This is a genomic window from Granulicella arctica, assembly GCF_025685605.1.
GTDB lineage: Bacteria > Acidobacteriota > Terriglobia > Terriglobales > Acidobacteriaceae > Edaphobacter > Edaphobacter arcticus.
In genome coordinates this window covers 4,427,090-4,451,052 of sequence record NZ_JAGTUT010000001.1, presented here as the reverse complement: position 1 = coordinate 4,451,052, position 23,963 = coordinate 4,427,090, and the positions used below count along the sequence as shown (strand labels likewise).

16 protein-coding genes are annotated in these 23,963 nt (G+C 57.1%); 8 read left to right on the top strand and 8 right to left on the bottom strand.

Annotation, left to right across the window (positions count from 1 at the left end):
- Positions 1-3 precede the first annotated feature (3 nt).
- The 3 genes from OHL20_RS18805 (at position 4) to OHL20_RS18795 (ending at position 2,520) form a co-directional block, all read left to right on the top strand.
- Complete coding sequence (locus OHL20_RS18805) at positions 4-1,062, top strand: LacI family DNA-binding transcriptional regulator (protein ID WP_263384694.1); 1,059 nt, start codon at positions 4-6, stop codon at positions 1,060-1,062.
- A gap of 87 nt (positions 1,063-1,149) precedes the next feature.
- The gene (locus OHL20_RS18800) at positions 1,150-1,560 is read left to right on the top strand and encodes a hypothetical protein (RefSeq protein WP_263384693.1); all 411 of its coding nucleotides are present in this window, start codon (positions 1,150-1,152) and stop codon (positions 1,558-1,560) included.
- A gap of 150 nt (positions 1,561-1,710) precedes the next feature.
- Complete coding sequence (locus OHL20_RS18795) at positions 1,711-2,520, top strand: 3-keto-disaccharide hydrolase (RefSeq protein WP_263384692.1); 810 nt, start codon at positions 1,711-1,713, stop codon at positions 2,518-2,520.
- 72 nt (positions 2,521-2,592) lie between these two features.
- Here the strand turns inward: OHL20_RS18795 and OHL20_RS18790 are convergent, their stop codons facing one another.
- On the bottom strand, positions 2,593-5,679 hold the full coding sequence (locus OHL20_RS18790; protein WP_263385052.1) for a TonB-dependent receptor: 3,087 nt from the start codon (positions 5,677-5,679) through the stop codon (positions 2,593-2,595).
- A 337-nt stretch (positions 5,680-6,016) separates the two neighbouring features.
- On the opposite strand from OHL20_RS18790, the gene OHL20_RS18785 reads away from it, so the two are divergent.
- Complete coding sequence (locus tag OHL20_RS18785) at positions 6,017-6,415, top strand: MGMT family protein (protein ID WP_263384691.1); 399 nt, start codon at positions 6,017-6,019, stop codon at positions 6,413-6,415.
- A gap of 235 nt (positions 6,416-6,650) precedes the next feature.
- Positions 6,651-7,514: a 3-keto-disaccharide hydrolase gene (locus OHL20_RS18780; RefSeq protein WP_263384690.1), complete on the top strand. Its 864-nt coding sequence runs from the start codon at positions 6,651-6,653 to the stop codon at positions 7,512-7,514.
- Between the two features lie 19 nt (positions 7,515-7,533).
- On the opposite strand, the gene OHL20_RS18775 is transcribed toward OHL20_RS18780, so the two are convergent.
- Positions 7,534-9,243: a CRTAC1 family protein gene (locus OHL20_RS18775; protein WP_263384689.1), complete on the bottom strand. Its 1,710-nt coding sequence runs from the start codon at positions 9,241-9,243 to the stop codon at positions 7,534-7,536.
- Between the two features lie 358 nt (positions 9,244-9,601).
- On the opposite strand from OHL20_RS18775, the gene OHL20_RS18770 reads away from it, so the two are divergent.
- Complete coding sequence (locus OHL20_RS18770; RefSeq protein WP_263384688.1) at positions 9,602-13,195, top strand: TonB-dependent receptor; 3,594 nt, start codon at positions 9,602-9,604, stop codon at positions 13,193-13,195.
- 90 nt (positions 13,196-13,285) lie between these two features.
- Here the strand turns inward: OHL20_RS18770 and OHL20_RS18765 are convergent, their stop codons facing one another.
- Positions 13,286-14,284, bottom strand: coding sequence for a tetratricopeptide repeat protein (locus OHL20_RS18765; RefSeq protein ID WP_263384687.1), 999 nt, complete (start codon positions 14,282-14,284; stop codon positions 13,286-13,288).
- Between the two features lie 96 nt (positions 14,285-14,380).
- Here OHL20_RS18765 and OHL20_RS18760 point away from each other — a divergent pair, with 96 nt between their 5' ends.
- A complete protein-coding gene (locus OHL20_RS18760) occupies positions 14,381-15,982 on the top strand; it encodes a tetratricopeptide repeat protein (protein WP_263384686.1) in 1,602 nt (533 codons plus the stop codon).
- Between the two features lie 662 nt (positions 15,983-16,644).
- Here the strand turns inward: OHL20_RS18760 and OHL20_RS18755 are convergent.
- The 5 genes from OHL20_RS18755 to OHL20_RS18735 form a co-directional block, all read right to left on the bottom strand.
- Entirely contained in the window at positions 16,645-17,793 is a 1,149-nt protein-coding gene (locus OHL20_RS18755) for an acyltransferase family protein (protein WP_263384685.1), read from the bottom strand.
- 96 nt (positions 17,794-17,889) lie between these two features.
- On the bottom strand, positions 17,890-19,659 hold the full coding sequence (locus tag OHL20_RS18750) for a hypothetical protein (RefSeq protein ID WP_263384684.1): 1,770 nt from the start codon (positions 19,657-19,659) through the stop codon (positions 17,890-17,892).
- Between the two features lie 109 nt (positions 19,660-19,768).
- Complete coding sequence (locus OHL20_RS18745; protein WP_263384683.1) at positions 19,769-21,124, bottom strand: hypothetical protein; 1,356 nt, start codon at positions 21,122-21,124, stop codon at positions 19,769-19,771.
- Between the two features lie 253 nt (positions 21,125-21,377).
- Positions 21,378-21,884, bottom strand: a complete 507-nt coding sequence (locus OHL20_RS18740) for a cupin domain-containing protein (protein WP_263384682.1) — start codon at positions 21,882-21,884, stop codon at positions 21,378-21,380.
- Positions 21,881-22,414, bottom strand: coding sequence for a sugar O-acetyltransferase (locus OHL20_RS18735; protein WP_317890971.1), 534 nt, complete (start codon positions 22,412-22,414; stop codon positions 21,881-21,883). Before OHL20_RS18735 ends, OHL20_RS18740 begins: the two co-directional genes overlap by 4 nt.
- Positions 22,415-22,480: 66 nt before the next feature.
- Between OHL20_RS18735 and OHL20_RS18730 the strand changes: the two genes are divergently transcribed.
- Positions 22,481-23,788: an NCS2 family permease gene (locus OHL20_RS18730; RefSeq protein WP_263384681.1), complete on the top strand. Its 1,308-nt coding sequence runs from the start codon at positions 22,481-22,483 to the stop codon at positions 23,786-23,788.
- Positions 23,789-23,963 lie beyond the last annotated feature (175 nt).

Here is a 23,963-nt window from a genome sequence, read left to right as displayed (position 1 = left end):
TCAATGGAAAAGAAGTCCCCCGACGCACCAAGGCCCGTCACCCTCAAGGTTCTCGCTGAATACCTCGACCTCTCCCCGGCGACTGTCTCCATCGTTCTCAACAACTCGCCCGTCGCCAAGTCCATCGCGCCTGCTACCCGCCAGCGCGTCCTCGATGCCGCGAAGAAGTTCAAGTATCGCGCGAACGTTCACGCCCGCATGCTCCGCACACGCCTCTCGAACACCATCGGCGTCATGGTTCCCGAGCTCTCCGAGGGCTACTTCACCACCGTCATGTCCGGTGTCGAGCAGTGCCTCCTGCAGGAGGGATACCTCTCCTACACCGTCTCCCACCTCTACCGCCCCGACCTCATCGAGGAGTATCCCCAGCTCCTCATGGACCGCTCCATCGACGGCCTCCTCGTCGTCAACACCGAGCTTCGCCATAAGCTCCCCATCCCCGTCGTGAGCATCTCCTCGCACTCGCGCACGCCGGGTGTCTCCAACCTCGAGCTCGACCACACCCGCGCCGCCGCCAAGGCCCTCCGTCACCTCTACGACCTCGGCCACCGCCGCATCGCCTTCATGAAGGGCCAGCCCTTCGTACCCGACACCGAACTCCGCTGGCAGGCCATCCTCACCGCCGCCCAGGAGCTAGGCCTCCCCGTCCGCCCCGACCTCTGCCTCTACCTCCAGCAGACCTCCCTCTCCTCCGAGGTCGGCTACCAGCCCGTTCGCGAACTCCTCGCCCGTACCCGCGAACTCACCGCCATCTTCTGCTTCAACGACCTCGCCGCCATCGGCGCCATCCGGGCCATCGAGGACGTAGGCCTCCACTGCCCCGCAGACATCTCCGTCATCGGCTTCGACGACATCAATGCCGCCCGCTTCTCCAACCCGCGCCTCACCACCATCGCCCAACCCCTCTACCTCATGGGTCAGACCGCCGCTAAACTTCTCATCACCCGCATCCAGTGCCCCAACGATCCCTACCCTGAAGTAGTCCCCTTCGAACCCGAACTGGTCGTCCGCGAGTCCGCCGCTGGTCTTCACTCCGCACCTAAAAAGAGCCGAGCCAAATAGGCCTTCCCAGCTAACAATCCACAGCCTTCTGCGAAATTCCGCAACTTTCCGGAGTACCACCCTCGTCTCTTACCCGGGAGATACTCTATGAACGGTCTCAAATACCTGGCTCTCGCAGCATGCGCAGGCCTCGTCTCTATAGCGGCAGCCCCGGTCTCACAGGCCCAGATCAGCATCAACATCGGCACGCCACCCTCATGCCCCTACGGCTACTACGATTACGCCCCCTATAGCTGCTCCCCCTACGGCTACTACGGTCCCGAGTGGTTCAGCGGCGGTGCCTTCATCGGAGCAGGCCGCTGGTTCCACGGCCCCGCCAACTTCCACGGCCACGTCAACAACCAGTTCGACACCCGCCACGGCTACCACGGCCCCATCCCCAAACAGAACGAGCACCCCAACCCCAGCAACCATCTGGGCGACGCCCAACACGCACAGAACTTCCACGGCAACGAGTCCCACGACAACCAGGGCCACGTAGACCACGACCGCCACTAAGCAACTGCGCGGAAGTAAAAGGGCAGCATCCATCTGATGGACGCTGCCCTTTTTCATAACAAAGAGGTCTTTTTAAGAAAGGAGGATTTCGTTCGGTACCGCTATCGTCTGCTGTAGATGTTGAGACCGAGGTGTATCCTCGCTAACATCATGCAAGCACACGATTCCAGGCTCCTCAAGCTCGTCACCCTCCTCGCCTTCGCCGCTCCTCTAGCCGCGCAGCAGCCGACCACCCCTCCAGACCCGAACGCTCCCAAGCATCAGGACACCGAAGTCTACGAGCCCGTCCCCCCGGTCGTCACCCCCGGGGCCGCTTACGGCGAACCGCCCTCCGACGCCGTCGTCCTCTTCGACGGCAAGAATCTCGACCAGTGGGTCTCCGCCGCCGACCACGCCCCCGCCAAGTGGGATGTTCATGACGGGATGTTTACTGTCAGCAAGGAGAAGGGCGTCGGCAACATCGAGACCAAGCAATCTTTCAAGAACTACCAGCTTCACATCGAGTGGAAAATCCCCAGCAACATCACCGGCTCCGATCAGGCGCGCGGCAACTCCGGCGTCTTCCTCGCCTCCACTGGCCCCGGCGACGCTGGCTTTGAGCTCCAGATCCTCGACAACTACAACAACAAGACCTACACCAACGGCCAAGCCGGCAGCATCTACAAACAGGCCATCCCGCTCGCCAACCCCAACCGTAAGCCCGGCGAGTGGCAGACCTACGACGTCGTCTGGACCGCCCCCACCTTCAACACCGACGGCTCCGTCAAAACCCCTGCCTTTGCCACCGTCTTCTTCAATGGCATCATCGTAGAGAACCATTTCCAGCTCACTGGCCAAACCCTCTACGTCGGCAAGCCCTTCTACAAGGCCTACGACACCGCCCCCATCAAGCTCCAGGCCCACGGCGACAAGAGCGAACCCATCAGCTTCCGCAACATCTGGATTCGCAAACTCCAATAACCTGTCACACACAAAGAGGAAGGCCCGGCGTCGAGCCGGGCTTCCTCTTTGTGCATTTCATTCGTGATCAGCTTAGAAGGTAATCTTCCCTGCGAACTGCAACTGCCGTGAAGATCCAGCATCGCCAACCTGGTTCCGCGTCGCCGTAATCTGGCCAAATGTTCCCGTGGTCGAAGCCGTCAGGTTCGGGTTACCCAGGTTCACATGGTTCAGCAGGTCAAACGAATCAAGCCGCAGAACAAGGTTTACCCGCTCCGCAATCTTCGTCGTCTTCTGCAGCGAAAGATCCGTATCCGAGAAGTCCGGACCTTCCAGCGAGTTCCTTCCGAGCGTTCCAAATCCAAAGGCCTGCGTCAAGAAGGTGCATCCCGCAACGTTCGGCGTAGCGCAAACTGTGGCGTTGATGAATGGAATATTTCCATTTGTAAGCACGGCGCCACGGCTCGTCGAATACTTTCCAAACACTGTCGGCCGAATATTGCCACTCCCCGTGAAGGTCGTATTCGAAGTCACGACGTTCAGCGGATTGCCCGACTGTGCCTGCGTAATATTCGCCAGCAGCCAGCCATCCTTCAATCGATTTCCGTGGAACGGCAACGTCCAGACGCCGCTGAACACGAAGTGATGACGAGCGTCAAAGTCCGAACGCCCATAATCGCTTGCAGGATTCGTGCTGTCCTGAAGCCCGTTGCCCGAAAGCGAGTTGTCGTCCAGCGACTTCGACAAGGTGTAACTCGCGTTCAATTCCAGACCGCCGCGCAACGACTTCCGCGCCGTGACCCAAAGCGCGTTGTAGCTCGACATCGAAGCGTAGCTGATCTGCGTAATGTTCCCCAGGGCCGCACCCGGGCGAATCAAGCTGGCCGCCGACAAAGTCTTGAACGGTCGATTTGCAACCGTCGAGCCCGGAGCATACGTGAATTGGTTCAGGTTCAACGGCACACGCAGATGCCGCCCATTCGATCCGATATAACCAACCTGGAGCACCGTTCCGAAGCCAACATCCTGCTGTACATTCAGGTTGAACGACTCCATATAAGCATTGCGATAGTTTGGATTTACCGCACTCGGCGCAAGTCCGCTCACCGCAGCCTTCGAGTAAAGCGTTCGCACATCCAGTCCGCCGCCCGTCAAGCTCACCGGCGTCGAGTTCGGCGGATTACCCGCGAGCCCTGAAGCAACGCCCTCGTTCGGCTGATCGGCCAGCAAGCCAAAGCCGCCGCGGACCACTGTCTTGCCCGTGCCGAACAGATCGTACACAAAGCCGACGCGCGGATCGTAGTTGTAGTTCTGGTTGTACGGTTGGTTCACCTGCTGCAACGTATTGCTTGCCGCGAGGAAGTTGACGAAGCGATTCGCTCCCTCGGTAAACGTTCCGTTCCACTCAAAACGCAGCCCAAGCTCTGCGATCAGGCGCGGTGTAATCTTCCAGCTATCCTGCACAAATCCTGCAGCCGAACTGTCGAAGATCCGGCTCACCACGTTCGAAGCGTTGCCGCTGAAGGTGTTCGCAAGGCCGTTGATGAAGTTCGGCGTCGTTGTGAAGTTGATCGTCCCGGCCGTCTGCGAGAAGTTGTTCCCCTCAAAGCGTCGAAACTCTCCACCGAACTTGAAGGAGTGTTTTCCAACGATATAGTTCAGCGTGTCCGAGAAGACACCCGTCGTCACAAAGCGGCCCTGCGGAAATCCGCTCGGTCCGCCGAAGTTCAGGTTTAGATCCGTCACCGAGATCTGCGGAAGCCCCAGCGGCAGCGCCACGCCATTGTTGATTCCGTAGGTGCTCGATTGACCGAGGAAGTTCTCATTGAACGAGATGGCAATTCGGTTGAACCCGACGCGCGCCTCATTCACCACCGCTGGCGAGAAGACGTGAATCTCGTTGATCGTCCCAATCTGCCGATGCGCTCCGCGATGATCGCCAAATCCCGCCACAGAATTGCCCTGCAGGTTCGGCTCCGTCCGTGCGTCCTGCTGCCACGCGTAATACAGATGCAGCGTGTCGACCTTCGTGATGTTGTGGAAGAGATCACCGCTGAACTGGTCCGTCTTCACCGGTCCCGGCGAGGACCCACTCGCAACCGCAGTCGTCACGCCATTCTGAGTGCTCTCAACGCCAACCGGCAAGGTGCTGATAATCTGCGCCCACGCCGGTCCTGCCTGGCTCGTGGCAAACAGGTTGCGCTGCGCAAGTGTCGGGACGTTGCTTGTCAGCAGAATCGCCTGCTTCTGTCGCAGACCCTCGTAACTCAGGAAGAAGAACGTGCGATCTTTGAACACCGGTCCGCTCAGCGCACCGCCAAAGTTATGGCGATTCAATTGGTTCTGCCGATTCGAAGCCAGAGGGCCTTTCCGGTTGAAGAAGTTACGAGCGTCGAAGTAGTTGTTACGGAGATAGTCGAACGCCTCGCCGTGGAACTGGTTCGTACCCGAGCGCGTCGATACGTTCACAATCGACCCTGAGCTGCGCCCATACTCCGCGCTGAAGGTCGAGTTGATGATCTTGAACTCTGACGTCGTGTTGATCGACGGCTGGAACGTGATCTGGTTCTGCGTCATGTCGTTCAGGTTGATGCCGTTCACCTGGAAGTTGTTCGTATCCTCCCGGTTCCCTGCCGTATCGAACGAGTTCGCACCAAGGCCGCGGCTGGGAGCTGTCAGATTGCCATTTGCCGGCGGAATCACCGTGCCGGGCGTTAGGTTCGTCAGATCGAGAAAGTGGCGTCCGTTCAGCGGAATCTGCTGCACCGTCTCGCGATCGATAACCTGCCCAAGTGTAGAGGTCTGCGCCTCGATCGGTGCCGCCTTGCTCTCTACCTGCACCGTCTCGCCTGCGCTCTCGATCCCCAGCTTCGCATTCACGGTCGCGGTCGCGTTTACCTCAAGCGTCACCTGCTGCGCCGTAAACTTGCTGAACCCCGCAGCCGTCACCACAATCGTGTAGCTTCCCGGCTGCAGCGAAGGCGCGGTAAACGATCCGGCACTATCGCTCACCGTGCTACGTTCAGCGCCTGTCGCATTGCCATGGATGGTCACGACTGCGTTTGGCACTACAGCACCGGTGGAATCAGTCACCGTACCTGAGACGCTTGCCGTTGATTGCGCCATTGCCACACCAAAACCAGAACTCAGTGCGAGGGTGAGAAACATACCTTTGAACATGGACTTCACTAACGTCTCCTGAATGACAGTTGCCTCGCGTTGCGCTGCTCGAAGCAGCACGAATGTTGAGAAAGAAACCACCGGCGGTCGGCAGCCGGTCTTACGTAGTTCTTAGGGAAGATGTCTCAACTTTACAGCAGAAGGAGCTCTGAATTGTCACGCGTTTGTAACCTCCACGTGCGCTGCGTTCATCTACGTACGTAACTTTTCTCTCCATCAAAGTAGGTCTACTGAGAGACTTACGACACGTCATGCTGATGCGCAGCCATATCCAGCCGCAAGCTGGACGGCGTAGACAGAAGTGCTCGAATGGACTGAGCATGCTCTGAAGGACGCTATGACCCGACGCTCTTCAAATCCGTTTGACCCTCCCCCTTCGACTGCGAAGATGAAGCGCAGGATGTTGCGCGAGGGTGCGCGGGCGAATGAATTGCGGGATGAGGCGTTCCGGCGGGTCATTCTGTCCATTCCGGCTGGTAAGGTAAGCAGCTACGGAAAGGTCGCTGCAGCGGCAGGCTATCCGCTCTACCACCGTGCCGTGGCTCGATTGCTGCGAACAGATCCTCCCGACCGGCTCCCCTGGTATCGGGTTCTCGGTGTATCAGGCGAGATCAAGCTTCCCGGTTCAGCCGCTATCGAGCAGCGATTGCGGCTCGAATCGGAAGGGGTGCGCTTTCAGGGCAAGCGTGTGAATATGAGTTTGTATGAATGCTCGCTGCGCGTGTGGGAGCGGTGATTGCTTAGCATGGGGCGAAAAAACGGGTTGAGATGTTGAGCGCAACCAACTTAGAATGAGCTACTTACCTGCTCTAATTGCTCGCAAATATAGACTTCTAAATGAGTTATACGCAAATACAAGATTCTAAAAGAGATACGAGTATAAAGTGCTATCTTCGTCTGGCTGGGTCCGTAGTCGTCACAAGAACGCGGCCTTAGAATCGGCGATGGAACTTACCCGTTTCGCAGGAGACATGATGAATCGTCGCCACTTTTTGAAGCTTGGCTCAGTAGCAGCCATGGGGCAACTTCTCGTAGACCAACAGAGTTCGGCTCAAACCGCCTCTACCGCACTACCGAAAGCTGGCGCAGATGGCTGGATGTCGCTCCTGAACGGCCGCGACCTCAGCGGCTGGTACACAATGCTGCAGAGGTCGGGCAAAGGCGTTGCAGAGAAACGCAAGATGGTCACGATGGAGGAGGGCATGCTCCACATCATGGGAAATCAAGAGGGCGGCGAACCTGCTGAGCCCGGCTATCTCGCGACCAACCAAGAGTTTGAAGATGTTCATATTCGCCTTGAATACAAGTGGGGCATGAAGCGCTTTGCGCCGCGAGAGTTCGCAAAGCGTGATAACGGTATGCTCTATGGCCTCGTGGGTGAAGACAAGGTCTGGCCGACCTGCGTCGAATGCCAGATTGAGGAGGGTGACGTCGGCGACTACTTTATGGTCGGGACCCGGGGCGTTCAGGACGATCATCCGAACGGCCTTTTTGGTGAGACATTAGGCGCCAACGGATGGTCCACTCCGCCTTCATCATCCTTAGCGCCGAAACAAGATGCTGGTAGACCCGAGCCGGCCTACTCCCGAAAGATCAAGGACGGAAACTTCGAGATTCTCGATGGCTGGAACACGGTGGAGGTTATCTGGCAAGGGAACCGTTCCGCTCACATCGTTAACGGAAGGACCGTCAATTCGGCATACAACCTGGAATATCCCGATCCACAAAATGCAGGAAAGTTCCTTCCGCTCTCTCGCGGAAAGATTGCCATCGAGCTTGAGTTCGGCGAGATCTGGTTCCGTAGAGTCGAGATCAAGTCATTGAAGCCGAGCTAAGAGCTCTGCGCGCTCCACATCAACGAACGATTCCCTCTTCTTCGATGATGGTGATGTAGCGATCGATGGGAAGTTCCGTGAAGGTGTCGACGCGGGTGCTTGGAGCAGGCCAGCGAATCTCAAGCTGATCCAGCTTTGTATGTGTGCCGATGCCGAGAACCATGCGAGGATCGTGGCTGCTGAGATAACTTCCACCAGCCGACTTGAGCCTCGATCGCCTCAGCGTGCCAGCCTTCCACGTTACCTGGGCGCCGATGGCATCGACGTTGGCCTTGCGCCCTACGAGCTTTAGCCCGAGCCAATGATTGCCTTTGGCCGCCAGATTTTTAAGCAGCAAGGGTGCGCCGTTATTCGTCGAGATCAGGACGTCCACGGCTCCGTCATTGTCGAAGTCACCCAGTGCCAGTCCACGAGCGGCGAGCGACTCGCGAAAGATCGGCCCTGCTGAAGCACTGATGTTTTTAAGGGTCACTCCATCGTTGTGAAAGAGGAGCAATGGCTCACGGTAGGTGACGCTGCCGGAGTGGACCTCGATCTGATCGTCGGGATGGCCGTTGGCAATGAAGAGGTCGAGGTTGCCGTCGTTGTCGTAGTCGAAGAAGCGAAGGCCCCATCCGCTCATGGACCGGGTCGCAGCCCCGATACCGTTCATGGGCGAGAGGTCGTCGAAGGTGCCGTCCTTATTGTTGTGATAGACGGAGTACATCTCCTGGTCGACGTTGGTGACGGTCAGGTCCTGCCATCCGTCCTGGTCGAGGTCGGCTGCATCGACGCCCATGCCGGACCTTGGATGCCCGTCGGAGCTGTAGGCTACTCCACCTTCGAGACCCTCGTCCTTGAACTTTCCCTGGTGGTTCATCCAGAGGAAGTTAGCCACGGTATCGTTGGCGACGAAGAGGTCCATGTGGCCATCGTTATTGATGTCGGTGGCCACAACCCCCCAGGCCTTGCCTGCCTTCGCGTTAATTCCCGTCGCGGCGGATACGTCCGTAAAGGTACCGTCGCCATTGTTGTGGAAGAGCCAGCTATGCGTCGGTGGATAGATACGCGGTATGCAGTAGTGACGCTCGCCTGTACCTTCGTTGCCGCAGAACTTGTTGGACCCCTTATCGAATTCCACGAAGCGACAGACGAAGAGGTCGAGACGTCCGTCGTTGTCGTAGTCGAACCAGACCGCGCTCGACGCCCAGCCAGGCGTGCTGATGCCGGACTTCAGAGTTACGTCGGTGAATGTGCCATCCCCATTATTTCGGTAGAGGATCGAACGGTTGTAACTGGTCACGAACAAATCGGGCAAACCGTCGTTGTTATAGTCACCAACGGCTGCACCCATCCCGTAGCCAGCATCAGCCACTCCTGCCTTCAGGGTTACATCCGTAAAGGTACCGTCCCTATTATTGCGATAAAGCGCGTTACGAAGTGGCTTGGCCGGTGTGAAGAAATCACATGCGCCGCTGTTGACGAGGAAAATGTCCATCCAGCCGTCGTTGTCGTAGTCGAGAAAAGCGCATCCGGCCCCGGTTGTCTCAGGCAGATAGTACGCCGGAGACCGGCCGTTGACATGGGACCAGATGATGCCCGATTGCGCTGGGAGAACCGGTTCGAAGAGAGCTGTAATCGACGACTTGACCGGTGGAGCGATCGTGGCGGGAAACATTCTACGTAGAGCGGCAAGAGGCACCGTCGCCGCTAGAGCGGAAACGAACTCTCGTCTGCTGGGTCGGTGCATCGGCTAAGTTTACACGGCATTCCCCATGTAGAGACGGACAGCAAGGCAGAGGGGAGGGACTGCTCAGTTACCGGAAAGTTACCGGTAACCTTATCTTTCTTGCAAAGTGTTTTAACAAGTTGACATACCTACAGCTTATGGGTAGATTGCGTATGTTCTTCCAAAGTCAATGTAAACGTTGCCAAACAGAGCTATGTGTTTTCGTTCATTCGAGCGCAAAGTAACTGGGCAGTCCGACCTTCGACGAATAGGATCAAGCGGCAGAATCAAGCAACGCAGCCAGTTGCGACAGATAGCAAAAAGCGATAGGCAGTAAATTGGGGGATCGAATGCGACGCAGACTTTTGAACGCAGGAATGTGCCTTTCATCTTGTTCTTCGGTGTCCTTCTACCGACACTTAATCCGCGAGGATTCGCACAGGACACAAACGCCTCGCTCGGCGGAGTGGTCACCGATCCAAGTGGCGCCGCGATACCCGGCGCCAAGCTCACGCTAACCAATCGAGCGACAGGATTTCAGCAGAACTTCGAGTCGGACGCCAGTGGAGAGTACAACTTCCGCAACCTGACCCCTGGTCTCTACGACCTGGATATAACGTCACCCAACTTTAAGTCGGAGCGACGGACCGGCATTCAACTCGCCGTCAATCAGTCTGCCCGGGTCACGATCCCGCTGTCGGTGGGCCAGTCAACCCAGACCGTTACTGTGAATGGCGACGCTTCGCTTATCAATTACGACAACGCTACCCTGGGTGGCGGCGTAAGTCCTGAAACACTACAGGACTTTCCCCTTGTCGTCTCGGGTGCACCCCGATCCTCGGTAACGGTTGCCATCCTGATGCCCGGCGTTAGCACGGGTGGTGGCGGTAACGCTTACAACTCCCGCACCAATGGCGGCATTGTGACAGGAGACGAAGCGTTGGTCGATGGTGCTACTGCCTCTGAGGGTTATATGAACCAGAGCGGCATGGTGGCACTGCAGACCGACTTCGGCATGTCTCCGGATATCACCAGCGAGGTCAAGATCCTCGCTTCGAACTACGACCCCCAGTATGGAAACTCCACGTCAGGCCAGTTGATCGTCCAAACCAAGAGCGGCGGCGAGCGGTTTCATGGCGCGGCCTACGAGTATCTGCGCAACGATTTCTTCAACGCATCGCAGTACGGCGCCGCGTCGAAGCCCGCTGATAAAGAGAACGACTTCGGTGCAAATATTGGCGGTCCGATCTGGATTCCGAAGTACCACGATGCGAACGACCGCGTGAAGGGTTACTTCTACTTCAACTGGGAAGGCTTTCAGGACCACGGCTCTGCAAACTCAGCAACACTATCGGTCGCCCCGATAGCAGAGCGGGCTGGTAACTTCGGCTCCGTCGGGAGCCAGCTCTACTACCCGAATGACCCGACCAAGTATGGCGCGTTGGCAGGCACGGCGATTCCAGGAAATGTGATCAACCCGGCCTTCGAGGACCCGATCGCCAAAGCATTTCTCGCGGCGCTTCCCACTCCGACCAACGGAGGTCAGCTTAACAACTACTTCATCCCCCACTCCGGTCAGGGTTCGCTGACGAATAGTGAGAACGTTTATTTCTGGCGAGTCGACGTCAACGCCGGCGCCAAAGATCATTTCTATTACACCTTCTGGTGGCAGTACACCGGCGTAAACGCACAGAGCGATCTGCCGGTAGCGCTCTCAACCGCATCGCCTGCCAGCCCCGAGAATGCTCCGATCCAGCGCCTCAACTGGGAGCACAACTTCTCCAGCTTCCTGACCAATCACGCCACCGTCGGCTACCTGAGCCGCAACGAAGGCTACTTCGCGCTCAACGGTAAAGCTGCGCTGCCCTCCGTTGCAGGAGTAGCCGACACCACCTACCTGCCCGAGATGACCTTTGGCGGAGGGTATAGCCAACTCGGCAACAACGCCGGACCGAACTCGGCTGCCAACCTGACGACCCGTGGAACGTGGGCAGTCAACGATGTCGCTACCTTGATCCGGGGCAAGCATACGATCAGTGCAGGCGTCGAATACAAACTGGCTGGCATGAGCATTCATAGCTCTGGCAACCAGGGCGGCACCTTCAACTTCCAGCCAGACACCACCGGCAACTCAGGCTGCGCTAACTCATCGTGCCCCGGAGATGCTGTCGCCAGCTTCTATCTCGGTGCAACCGCAAGCGCCAACGTAGGCTACCTGAATATCGCGGCAAAGTATCCTCGGCAGACGGGCTGGGCAGTTCATATTGGTGACGCATGGCGCGTGAGTCCAAAGCTTACTGCCACCTACGGCCTGCGTTGGGACTACATCAGCCCATTTGTAGACAAGCACGACAACCTTTCCTTCATCGATCCGATCGGCGGCAATCCAGATGCCATAACCGCCTCTGGATCAGAACTTCCAGGCCGGCTCGCCTTCGCGGGAACTGGATTCGGTGCAGCAAGCTATGGTGCTCGCTATCCTGAGATCGCCTTCAAGAAAGGCTTCGCACCGCGCTTTGGCCTGGCATATACGATCGACGATAAGACGGTTGTCCGTGCCGGCTATGGAATTTATTTTGGCCAGGCATTCTATCCTGGCTGGGGCGGTGGTCTCGCACAGGACGGCTTCAATAAGAACCTGACCCTGAATGAGTCGTCGGTTGGCAACTTCCGGACACCAGCGATCTATCTAGGTACGGGTATCGCGCAGAGCCAGGTTGGCGTCACGAAAGATATATCCTCCGGCTTCGATAATGGTCAGACACCTTCGCTCTACCGTCCTCTGGACGGAAACAGAAGGCCCTACTCATCGCAGTGGAACCTGACGGTCGAGCGTCAGCTTCCTAGCAACACGCTGCTCAGCGTCTCGTACGTCGGCACGAAGGGTACGCACCTGCCCTCCGCGCTGAACCCCATCAATGTGCTGAATCCCTTCAATCCAACTTTTGCGGCACTCGGCAGCGCGCTGGCGATCAACTACAACGATGCGGGCGGCCCGGCAGCCTTCGCGGCCCACGGGATCTCTCAGCCGTACATCAACTGGGACGCTCAGATGACCGGTTGCGCGCCTACGATCGCTCAGGCTCTTCTACCATTCCCGCAGTATTGCGGCACGCTGGGCGGGCTGAACGAGCAGCATGGAAACTCGATTTATAACTCGTTCCAGGCGAAGGTAGAACGACGGTTCCAGGGTCATTTGTACATTCTTGGTTCCTTGACGCTCCAGAAGATGTTCACGGATGCCTCGAACAACACTCAATCCGGTGCAAACGCCGGGCTCGGCGCAGGCGGCAACAGCGGATCCTTCTCGCCTTACGACGAGGCTCGCGCGTATGCCATCGCTCCGGATAACGTCCCTGCAACAGGATCGGTTGCGGTCGTCTATAACTTGCCCTTCGGTCATAACGAGCGCTTTCTCAACTCGGCGGGCCTGCTCAATTCGCTGGTTGGCGGCTGGCAGACAAGCCCCATCTTTCGCTACGAGTACGGTATTCCCTTCTCCTTCTACTCTTCGGCCTGCACAACCAGTACGCTGGTTCCGCAGTTCCGCGAGAACTGCATTCCCGGAGTCCTGTCTGGCCAACCGGCACTGTTGCATGGCCGGAACAGCTTCAACCCGGTTACGGATAACGGTCAGCTCATCAACCCCAATGCCTTTGAGCATGACTTCTCTTCCTTCGGCTATACCGGTCTGGGGAAGGCAGTCTCAACCATCTACGGTCCAAGCTATAGGAACCTGGATATAGCGTTTACGAAGAACACTCACATTACCGAGAGATTGAACTTGAGGTTTGAGTCGAACTTCTTCAATGCCTTCAACAATCACTACTTCATTAGCCAGGGCAGCAGCAATGGTGGCCCGGGTTATGCGTTCGTTACCGATGTAGCTGCTTCCGGAAATTCGTTCGGTAAGTGGAACGGAGCGGTGAGTTCTCCACGAACGATTCAGTTCGTGGGACGGTTCGAGTTCTAAGTCTCGAACTCGTCGCTCTATAACAAAGCCGCCCGGCAAGAGCTAAGGCTCTTACCGGGCAGCTCTTTTTTTTGCCAGAGTGGAGGCTGACTACTGCACCTTGGCGCCATTGGCATCAGCACGTAACCCGCGATAGATCTCCACCTCTTTGTCCGCTGCTTCTTTCCGCTTGAGCCGGTTGTAGATTTGCGCCAGCGCGATGTGAGCCTCAGCGTATCTTGCATTGATTCGGATCGCCTCCTCCAACGCTGACGCTGCCTCTTCCAAACGACCTTCATCTTCGAGGATCTTTCCGAGGCGGTAGTGAGCTGCCGCAAGCTGCGCCTCGAGACGGATAGCCTCACGGACACTACTCTCCGCCTTCTCAGGCTTACCCATGAACTGCAGGGTCTCAGCGCGACTCAAGTAAGGCCACGCAGAAGGATGAGCGGAGTTACGATCTAACTCGATTGCCTTATCAAAGTTGCTAACAGCTAACTCGTTCTGGTTTTGGTAAAAGTAGCAGAGCCCCAGGTTGTCGTATGCCCGCGAGAACGTTGGCGCAAGGCTGATCGCCTCCTGAAAGTGAACGATCGCCTCGGGATAGCGGTGCGCGTCGTAGTCAAGACGTCCAAGCCAGTAGGTATAGAGTGAGTTCTTCCTATCCTGCGCCAAGAGCGATTCGAGCACTGGCCGCGCCCAATCAGCATGAGCGATCTGGAGATACGCCATGGCCAGCGAGAACTGAAGCCCCGGATCGAGCGGAGTGATCACATTCGATTTTTTCCAGGCAATCGCCGCATGCAGGAAATCTCGATTCAAATAGTAGACGCTCCCCACATAAGCCAGGAGAGCGGCGGAACGCGCGGAGTGTGGATCTCGCTCGATCTCGGCAAGCAAAATCCTCTCAGCCGTAACGTAGTCCTGTCCGGCAAACGCAGCTTTCAAGTGAGATACTTTCTCTGGAGTAAGACCAAGTGATGAAGGCGGCGTGATTAACGCTATTGGCGCATCATTACTGGTCTGGGCAGACGAGTAAGTTACGCCACCACCGCAGACCAGCATTCCCAGTGCGAAAGCGACGAGAATGCGAGGCTTCGGTACGTGCATGGGCATGATTTTAGTGGACAGAAGAGAGAAGAGATAGTGCCCAGCTACCCGCAGCGAAGAGCCGAGTGCACACGCCGACAAGTACGGTGGAAGCGCATGGTTCTCGAACGAATGCTTTTCTTCGTGGCGACCATGCTATTCCTCCAGCAATCAGCGATCGCACAAGCTTCTAACGAACCATATCGCGAGATGCTGATCACCATTCAACAGCACATCCAGCAGAACGATCTTCAAGGCGCACAGCAACTCATCTCCACTGCCATCACAAAATACCCAGCGGACGGTGGTCTGGAAAATCTACGTGGAGTTATCGAGATACAGCAGGGACATGCGGATCTCGCGATCAAGGCATTCTCCGCGGCAGTCGCGCATGCTCCGGGCCTCACGAGCGCCTATCTGAACCTCGGCCGCGTCTACACACAGTCTGCGGAATCAGACAAAGCTGCAAGAGTTTCGGCGCTCCGTATCTATGACAAGCTTCTGCGGAGAGAGCCCGGCAATCCCGAAGCAAATTACCAGGCGGCCATGCTGCTCATGTGGGATCACAGCTTCCAACTCTCGATGGAACATCTCGAGCGCCTGAGCGAAGCTGACCGTGGCCGCATCGGTGCCCAGATCGTGCTTTGCGCTGATGAAGCCGCACTCAACCACCCTGCGGGAACCGATAAGGCCGCAGCAGCCATCATTGCTGCTCAGGACCTGACTGAGCAGGACGCCATGGAGGTACTACCAGCCCTGCGCACGGCGCACCGAGCCGATCTGATCGAAACGATCTTCGCAGCGGCAAATGATCGAGATCCTCTCTCTCCCGAGGGTCTTCGCATCCTTGGCCTCGCGCAGGAGGGAGAAGGAAAACTTGCTCCCGCCCGCGCGACGCTCGAGCGAGCCTTCGCCCAGAGTCACTCCTCCGTCGCCATCCTCATCGATCTCACCCGCGTTGCGAAAGCTGCGAAAGACTACCAGGGTGCCCTTGGCTACCTCGCACACGCCCGGGACCTTCAGCCCAACGACGCAAGCTTTGCTTATGAGTTCGGGGTGCTCACCATCAGGATGGGACTGCTTGGCGAGTCGCGCAAGGCCATGGCGGAGGCAGTGAGGCTGGAGCCCAACAATGCGGAATATAACTTCGGCATGGGTATCGTCTCCTCGTTCTCGCAGGACGCAACGCAGGGGCTGCCTTACCTGCAGAAGTACCATACGCTCCGTCCATCAGATCCCGCAGCGCTTCTCTCGATCGGAACCAGCTACTTTCGCGCCAAGAACTATGATTCTGCCGCCGTCTGGCTCAGGCAGGCTGTCGCTCACCAGTCCACTGCGGCAGACGCGCGTTACTACCTCGGACGGATTGCTCGTGTTCAGGGTAATCTCGACAGCGCAAAGCAGGAGCTGGAGCAGTCGAACACCCTTGGTCCAGATCGGCCCGACGTGCTTGCAGAGCTCGGTCAGGTCTCCCTGATGAAGCACGATTATTCCCCCGCAGGCGTCTATTTCGATCGCGCCATTGCGCTCGACCCGGAGAACTATGCGGCGAACTTCGGTCTCCTGCAGCTCTATGCGCGTCAGAGCGATCCGCGCCAGGAGGAGCAGTCGAAGCGCTTCGACGAGATCAAGAACAAGAGCGAAGAGCAGTATCAGGAGATGATGCGCATCATCAGCACACGTGCCGAAGAAGCCCCGAAGCCTGAAGCGCCACACTGAGAGAATCTCTCGAAGCTGCGTAGCGTTTGTGAATTGATTCAAGAGGCCGCGTGCATCCATAAGGATTTATGGCGACCTCTACCTTCTTCTTCCCTGCTTCTGAGCTGTTGGTCGCCAGCGCTCTGCGCGCAGGGATTCTTCCTCGGGATTGCACCTTCACCGAGTCGGACAAAGTGGCGAAGACGGAGCAAGGCTTTGTGGCCGACTACATCAGCACTGTCAGCAACTACTCTCACGCCTACAAGCACCTCAACCCGCCTGGCTTTATGTGGCATCGGCGCTTCGAGGTCTTTCGTCCGTTCACCGCGAAGCTCACGGTGGAGTTTCCGGGCGGCGGTCTGCTGCACATCATGAACGTGGCATCGCCCGTCTCAGCCCGAAAGACGTGCCTGTTCGTTCCGATCTGCCGCAACTTCGACAAGGACGCACCCATCGAAGCCACGCTCGACTTCAACTACCAGGACTTCGCCGAAGACATTGCCATCGTAGAACAGCAGTTCCCAGAAGACCTTCCCCTCGACCTCCACGCAGAAGCACGTCCCGGCGGATCGAAGTTCCATCACGTACCGGAAGGGACTGTCCGCAATCGGCCAAGGAAGAAACTACACCGCCTGATCGACTGGTGGATCATCTCCACGCGCGGTGCTTTTGCTGCTTCGTACTCACGCATGCATCACGTTCTCGTTGCTGCGCCTGAATTTGAAGTGCTTTTTGAGCTTCGAAAGTGGATGCTCAATGAAATGGTACGACAGCGCACAAAGTGCAAACGTAACTCCAAATTGAGCTAGAGCTATCAAGACCGCAACGAGGTTGACGGACAGGTGCAGCCTCGAAGTCACTGCGGCGCGTATCCATGGTCTGTGGATCAGATAGATAATCGGAAAAATATGGAGAAGATAAAAGCAGTAGCTGTAATCGCCCATCCTTCTAAGCCACTTATTCGAAAAAATAGCCGTCAGCGGCCCGCTGCCTGAAAGCGAAAGAGCAACAAGCGAGGTAAAGCAAACGAGCAGCAGCGTGTATCCGAACCGTACGACGTGTAAATGGCTCGGTTGCTTGGCGAAGCAGAGTAAGCCGTAGAGTAGACCTGATCCCCAAAACATCGCTCGGATCGTCGCACGATGTCGCAATGCCTCTGGATGTTTCAGCGTCACAAAGGCAAGAAGCGCGCCAGCGGCCAGTGTATCAACCCGAAAGAACGTCAATCGGTAGACAAGGTCGGGCCAACGCATCAACAGATGCGGGATGGTCGGAAGATTTCTAAGACCTAACGGGATCAGGATAAGTGTGATGCTTATTCTCACCAGATACTTTTCATTAATGTGCCTCAGGATAGAAGGCCAGATGAAGTAGAACTGCTCTTCGATCGCCAGGCTCCAGAATGAACTCAATGAGCCAATGAGAGAGGGCGCGAAGGCGGTCGCAAGATTGGAAAGGTTCAGCCAGAACAAAATCTGCGTATCGAAGCTATAGGGCGCATGTCTCCAGGCCGCAACCATCAGCACTCCGATCAGCACGGCGTAGTAAAGAGGGAATATCCGGAGTGCTCTCCGGCCATAGAACACGCGGTAGTAGTTGGCTGCCCCTCTGCCGGGCCAAAGGCTTCTTGTAATCAGGTAACCAGATAGCACAAAGAAGAGATCGACACCTGTCCAGCCCATCGCGACTGCGCGAGTGGCTATCCAGCTAAACCAACCGACCGATTCGATATTTCCGTTCATCGAATGAAACAGAAAGACGAGGAGAATGGCGAGTCCCCTGACACCGTCAAGTGCCGGTACATGTCCACGGACCACGACTTGATCGTTCATTTACACCTGACAGTCCACATGGAATATGGTTACTATAGTAACTCTTTCATTGAGATTGAGGCTAACGAACTTGTCGCAAGCGATACGACCAACTGTCTAGCTTCGATTGCGGTAAAGGGTATATGTGTCGATCTGAGCAACCGGCTCCCAGCGAGTCTTTAGGTTTGCATTGAAGAGAAGACCCACTTCGTATGGCGTCCATCGTTGCCTGTAGTGCAACTGCATTCCGCTGACCGAATTGATAAGGCCCTGATCCTCAGATACGTGAAATTCGATCCCTGTCGGCAGCAATGCCCAATGGGCCTGGTTCAATTCGGCGATCTTACGGGCCTCCGCCTTGTCGTCCAGAACAGCACATGTAAAGTAGTAGGCGTCCGGACGATAGAGTCCATGCTGTGCGAGCATGAGTTCGGTCTTTGGACCAATCTCGAGTGGCGCCGCGACCGGGCTGCCATCGACAATTTTCTCCAGCGTGGCGATGTCGAAGCTTTCGAATACCGGATGATCCAGCTTGTCGCGCGAACTCGCTGACCAACGCTTCTCTCCTGCGGCGTTGAGGATGGAATTTATCACATAGGACGAGCGAAACGTGACGATATCCCGGTACAGGGTGCTCCGAAGTTCTGGCAGGAACAGGTGGTACACCAGCGCAAGTCCGAGTGCCATCGTTCCCGCAGTGCCTATCCCCCACACCGTCTGCTGCCAGCGTGGTGCCGTGGAGAGAGCGACCATCGCCAGCAGGAATATGCCCACTCCATTGAAGAACACGTGTTCTGGATCGGCGCGCCCAAGCGCCACGGGCACAAGAGCCATCGACACCACGAAACACGACCCCAGCAAAACGGTCTCTGGTTGATCGCTGGTCCAGCGAGCGGCAAGCATCCGGGGTACAAACCATATCGCTGCAAAAAGGAACACAACGATATACGGCAGCGGTTCGACGATAAAGTTAAAGACCCCGCCTGCAAACAGGCTAAGCATTCGAAGATAGGGTGCACCGACGATCAGCAGGAAGAGACCCGCACCGATCGGCAGGACGACGATGGCGGAAAGCCAGGTCTTTCCCTTCCGCCAACACTGCAGCGCTGCATAGCAGAATGCGCCGGCCCCGAAGGCAAAGCCCATCTCTGGCGACAGGGCGAGGGTCAACATCTGTCCCAGACCGAAGAGCAGGCAGGTCATCCAGACCTTGCCCTGACGCGCGCTGAAGACGAGAACAGCCAGGGGCAGAGTGAAACGGAGCAGCGTATAGTTCACGCCGAAAATTGGCTGCAGCGTGAACGGCACAAAGCACGACATGGCAAAGATCTTCCAGGATCGACTCATCGGAAAATAATTGACGAGGTACGCCAGGAGCGACACACCAAGTACCTGGTGCAGTACCAGAACGATAAAGTAGCAGCACTGCAGAGAGAGATGTCCCCGGAACAACGTATGAAGCAGGATGGGGGGATAGAAAAGCAACGGACCGTAGGGGAACTCGATCGACGTGTAGAGCTGACGGTGGAAGAAGGTGCTGCTGCTCATCTGATGGATGAAGTAGTCGACGTCGACCGGATACCGGCGATCGGAATTACTGATCAGCCACCCAAAACAAGCGGTGTAGAGGCCTGCAAAGAGCGCCGCGCCCATCCACGCGGACCGTCGAAGAGGACGTATATCCGGTACACCCGCCTGCTCGGACGACTTATCCCCAAGGCGCAGCGAGATCAGGAAAACCACGAGCGCACAAAACGCAATAACAACTGCTGCGATCTTGTTGTTGAAGCCTGTTGCGTTTGAAACCGAGATCGCCGCGACCCGGGCAGGTGGAAGCAAAAGGGGCAGTACAAAAACACCAAAGCAAGCTGCAAGACCAACGGTCAAAGGAAAGATCCAGAATTTTTGGTGATTTCGCACTTTTACAAGTGTACCCGACCGTGATGACCCGCAACTTCTAATCCTTGGACCGCAACGATCGCGAAATTGTCAAGGATTAGGTGTACGTTGTAGGCGCTTCGTAATCGGCCTTGACTGGACCCAAGATGAGATTAGCGATAAGGGGCATCAGGTAAATGACGAGAGATGACAGCAATATTAGACCCATGATTTCAACGGTCGGACCACGAATGATCTCACCCACGCCCCCTTCCGGAGCCGAATGGAGCGCTCCGATCATGACTAGCAATGAGAAGGGCGAAGAACGCGTGTCGCCGCAGACCGAATCGACAATAAGAAAATAAAAGAACAGCAAGATGGGGAGCAGAATGAAGATGCCTGCCCACTTCGCCTGGTGAAAAGCCTCGCCTGCCGGACTGAAGGAGATTCCCGTTGTGGTATCGGTCTCGTCCGAAATCATCCCGATCTCATGGGCATAGACATTGCCGAAGCCAATAATCGGCTTATCATGCCAGATAAAATGGGGAATAAGGTTCTCAAATCCAAAGATCGTGGGCTCCAGGCCAAAGACTCCACCATGCGCCGTGTAGTTGACGATGAGGTCATCGGGCGTAATCATCTGGAGGCGGTCCGCCAGACCTTGAGGCTCGTTATAGTAGCGACTGAAATCCGTACCGGTGTAGAGATCGTCGTTTTGTTCTTTGAAGGCGGTTCGTACCTTATCCAGGTTTGAAAGTAAGAGGATGTTTATTTTGAGGTTCTCGCTGAAGGATCCACCTTCGATGCGGAACGATCGACCGTATTGGCTGTACGGTACAAGGTAGTACGAGATAAAGCCTGCCGCGAGGATGAGGCTGCCAATCTGTAAGAGGCTCACCTTATACCGCTGCGAAGCGACGGCAAGAATCCAGCAGACAAACGCAGTAAAGATTCCCTGTTTGGAATATGTAATCACACCCAATACAAACGTGAGAATGCAAGCGAGCATTGTGACGAGGTTGAGGCTTCGTCTACCCCCACTCCTTCTGATCTCATAGATCATTCCTGCCACGATGCCAATAATCAGAAACGCATTCAACTGTTCGAGAGCGCTAAGAAGAGAGCCGGCTTCAGCGGTCGAGGTGCGGGCAGCCAAATAGACGTTAGCGAAGATGCCGATCACGGAACAGCTCAACGCAGCGCGGCCCATATCCGCGTTCGACTTGAACTGACGAATGAGTGGTTTGTTCAGGACGAAGCGTCGCGAAAGGTAGGCAGCCGCACCCATCGCGGTGATCGCTCCCAGGTACACCTCGATCGTGAGTTCGGGTTGCTGAAGATTACTCTGCCCGGGCTCCCCAATAAGAACTTTGTACGAGATTCCGATGAGTACAGCCAGAAGGGTGTAGGCGGCAATATACCCGCCTGAAGGTCGGGTCAGTCCCCCCACCACGTTGAAAGCTAACGTAGCCACAACGATGAAGCCGAACGTGCATGCGCTGAAAATGAGAGTAGTACCCTCAAGTTGCTGGAGAGAGCACAGCACGAGAGCGAAGACTATAGCGGGGAAGATTGGTACACGTTCTGGAAAAGGAATCCGCACCTGGGTGGGACTAGTGTACCGGATGCAGCATGTAAGCAGGAAAACCAGCTCGCCAGCTCAGCACATTGTGCATACCTCTGGGTGGCACATCCCATAACCCAACGATCCCCGTGAACCGAGGTGCCTACTCCCGCGTAAGCCCCTCGATCATTTCCGCAAACTCACCCCAGCCCGCCACCAACTCCTCCCGCCTCCCACTCTCATAATCCTCGAACTCAAACCCTGGACTGACCGTGCATCCCAGCAGTGCCCATTCCCCGCCTTGCCGCAGTCGCGCTCCCTGCCACACACCACGTTCCACCACCACCTGCGGCCGTTCCCCGCGCTGCAGATCCGTCCCAATCACCGCCACCCGCCCGGTCCCATCCTGCAGAAGCTGCAGCATCTCCACCGCATCGCCCATGTAGAAGTGGAATACCTCATCCGATTGCAGCCGGTGCATCTCGCTGAACGTCTCCGGCTCCAGAAGGTAATAGATCGCCGTCCCCGTCTTCCTCGCTCCCGCATAGCGTCCATCCAGAAACGAAGCCGCCGGAACACTCTCCAAAGCTTCGTACGTCCGCACAAAGCACCCACCCTCCTTCGGGTGCGGCACCAATCCCAGCAACGCCTTTACCTCTTCCGCCGTCATTGCATCCCCTTTATCCTTGCTGGATTTCCCATCACCGTGGCACCCGCCGGAACATCCCGCGTCACCACACTTCCCGCTCCGATCACTGCATCGTCCCCCACCGTCACACCCGGCAGAATGATCGCACCGCCACCGATCCAGACATTCCTGCCGATCACCACAGGCCGCCCATTCTCAAGCTCCTGCGCCCGCACCGTCGGGTCGCGCGGATGATCCGCCGCATAGATCTGCACCATCGGCCCAATCTGGGTGCCGTCGCCAATCTCGATCCGGCCCACATCCAGCAGCACGCAACCGAAGTTGAGAAACACCCGATCGCCCAGGAAGATGTTGTATCCATAGTCGCAATAAAACGGAGCCCGCAGCGTAGATCGTTCCCCGATTGCACCAAGAAAACCTTCCAGCGCTGCAGACGGTGCACCGGCGTTATACGCAGCCACCACCTTCTCCGCAGACAGCCGCTCCCGCATCAACTCGGGATCGCCAGCGTCATACAGCTCCCCGCAAAGCATCTTTTCCTTTTCTGTCACGCCGCACCCTCTCACGCTATGCTGAACCTACCTCAAAATTTCTGATACCCAAGGTGGCTCGCCCGCATGCGCACCCGTCTCGAACGCCACTTCCGCTTCGCCGCCCTCCACACCAACTGGCGCACCGAGACTCTCGCTGGCTTCACCACCTTCATCACCATGGCGTACATCATCTTCGTCAACCCCGCGATCTTATCGCAAACCGGCATGCCCATCGCCTCTGTCACCGCAGCCACCTGCCTCTGCGCCGCCTTCGGCTCCATCCTCATGGGAGCACTCGCCAATTATCCCCTCGCCCTCGCCCCCGGCATGGGCCTCAACGCCTACTTCACCTACACCGTCGTCCAGAAGATGGGCATTCCCTGGCCCGCCGCCCTCGGAGCCGTCTTCCTCTCCGGCATCATCTTCCTCATCCTCACCTTCACCGGCATCCGTCAACAACTCGTCGCCGCCATCCCCCACCAGCTCCACGCAGCCGTTGGCGGAGGCATCGGCCTCTTCATCGCCTTCATAGGCTTTCGCAATGCAGGCATCATCGTCCCCAGCGCCGCCACCATCGTCACTCTGGGTAACGTCCGTGCCCCGCAAACAGCGCTCGCCCTCTTCGGCCTCTTACTCATCGCCATCCTGCAAGTCCTGAAAGTCCGCGCCAGCATGCTCATCGGCGTCCTCGGCACTATGCTCCTCGGCATAGTCTGCCACCAAGTCACCTGGAACCCCGCGCCCTTCCACATCGGTGCCATCAGCAGTACAGCCTTCCACCTCGACATTCCCGCAGCCCTCCACATCGGCGGATTTGAGATTATCTTCGTCTTCCTCTTTGTAGACCTCTTCGACAACATCGGGACGCTAGTCGCTGTAACGCAGAGGGCTGGGCTGATCAGTCCCGACCACACCATCCCACGCCTCAACCGCATCTTCTTCGCCGACGCCGCAGCTACAGTAGTCGGCTCCATGGCGGGTACCAGCACCGTCACCAGCTACGTCGAATCCGCCACCGGAGTAGCCGCCGGAGGCCGCACCGGCGTCACCGCCATCGTCACCGGAATCCTCTTCTTCCTCGCCCTCTTCCTCGCCCCGCTCGTCGGCACCATCCCTGTCTTCGCGACCTCCCCAGCCCTAATCCTCGTAGGCGGGTTAATGATGACCGGCCTCGGCACCATCGAGTGGGAGAAGCCCCACATCGCCATCCCCGCCTTCCTTACCGTCTCCACCATCCCCCTCACCTGGTCCATCGCCGACGGCCTCTCCTTCGGCCTCACCAGCTACGCCGCCCTCCAACTCCTCACCGGTCGCGCCACCCGCAAAGACTGGATGCTCTACCTCCTTGCCTCCCTCTTCCTCCTCCGCTTCCTCTATCTCTCCCATGCCTGAACCTCCCGACCACCCATAGTTTTGTCATCCTGAGCGAAGTCGAAGAGCCTGCGGTTGTCCTTGTATTTCTGGTTGTCATTTCCGAAGGCAACCTGCGTCTACTTCCATCCCAAGATGAAACGGTCGTCTCAGCGAGTACAAGATAATCGCGGCAGGAATAGAAATGCTCATTCGA

Bases quoted from the DNA above. Each gene is read 5' to 3' on its own strand.
- OHL20_RS18730 (WP_263384681.1), top strand. From the start codon at position 22,481: ATGCGCACCCGTCTCGAACGCCACTTCCGCTTCGCCGCCCTCCACACC.
- OHL20_RS18800 (WP_263384693.1), top strand. From the start codon at position 1,150: ATGAACGGTCTCAAATACCTGGCTCTCGCAGCATGCGCAGGCCTCGTC.
- OHL20_RS18755 (WP_263384685.1), bottom strand. From the start codon at position 17,793: ATGAACGATCAAGTCGTGGTCCGTGGACATGTACCGGCACTTGACGGT.
- OHL20_RS18785 (WP_263384691.1), top strand. From the start codon at position 6,017: ATGACCCGACGCTCTTCAAATCCGTTTGACCCTCCCCCTTCGACTGCG.
- OHL20_RS18775 (WP_263384689.1), bottom strand. From the start codon at position 9,243: ATGCACCGACCCAGCAGACGAGAGTTCGTTTCCGCTCTAGCGGCGACG.
- OHL20_RS18805 (WP_263384694.1), top strand. From the start codon at position 4: ATGGAAAAGAAGTCCCCCGACGCACCAAGGCCCGTCACCCTCAAGGTT.
- OHL20_RS18780 (WP_263384690.1), top strand. From the start codon at position 6,651: ATGATGAATCGTCGCCACTTTTTGAAGCTTGGCTCAGTAGCAGCCATG.
- OHL20_RS18795 (WP_263384692.1), top strand. From the start codon at position 1,711: ATGCAAGCACACGATTCCAGGCTCCTCAAGCTCGTCACCCTCCTCGCC.
- OHL20_RS18765 (WP_263384687.1), bottom strand. From the start codon at position 14,284: ATGCACGTACCGAAGCCTCGCATTCTCGTCGCTTTCGCACTGGGAATG.
- OHL20_RS18790 (WP_263385052.1), bottom strand. From the start codon at position 5,679: ATGTTCAAAGGTATGTTTCTCACCCTCGCACTGAGTTCTGGTTTTGGT.
- OHL20_RS18740 (WP_263384682.1), bottom strand. From the start codon at position 21,884: ATGACGGCGGAAGAGGTAAAGGCGTTGCTGGGATTGGTGCCGCACCCG.
- OHL20_RS18760 (WP_263384686.1), top strand. From the start codon at position 14,381: ATGGTTCTCGAACGAATGCTTTTCTTCGTGGCGACCATGCTATTCCTC.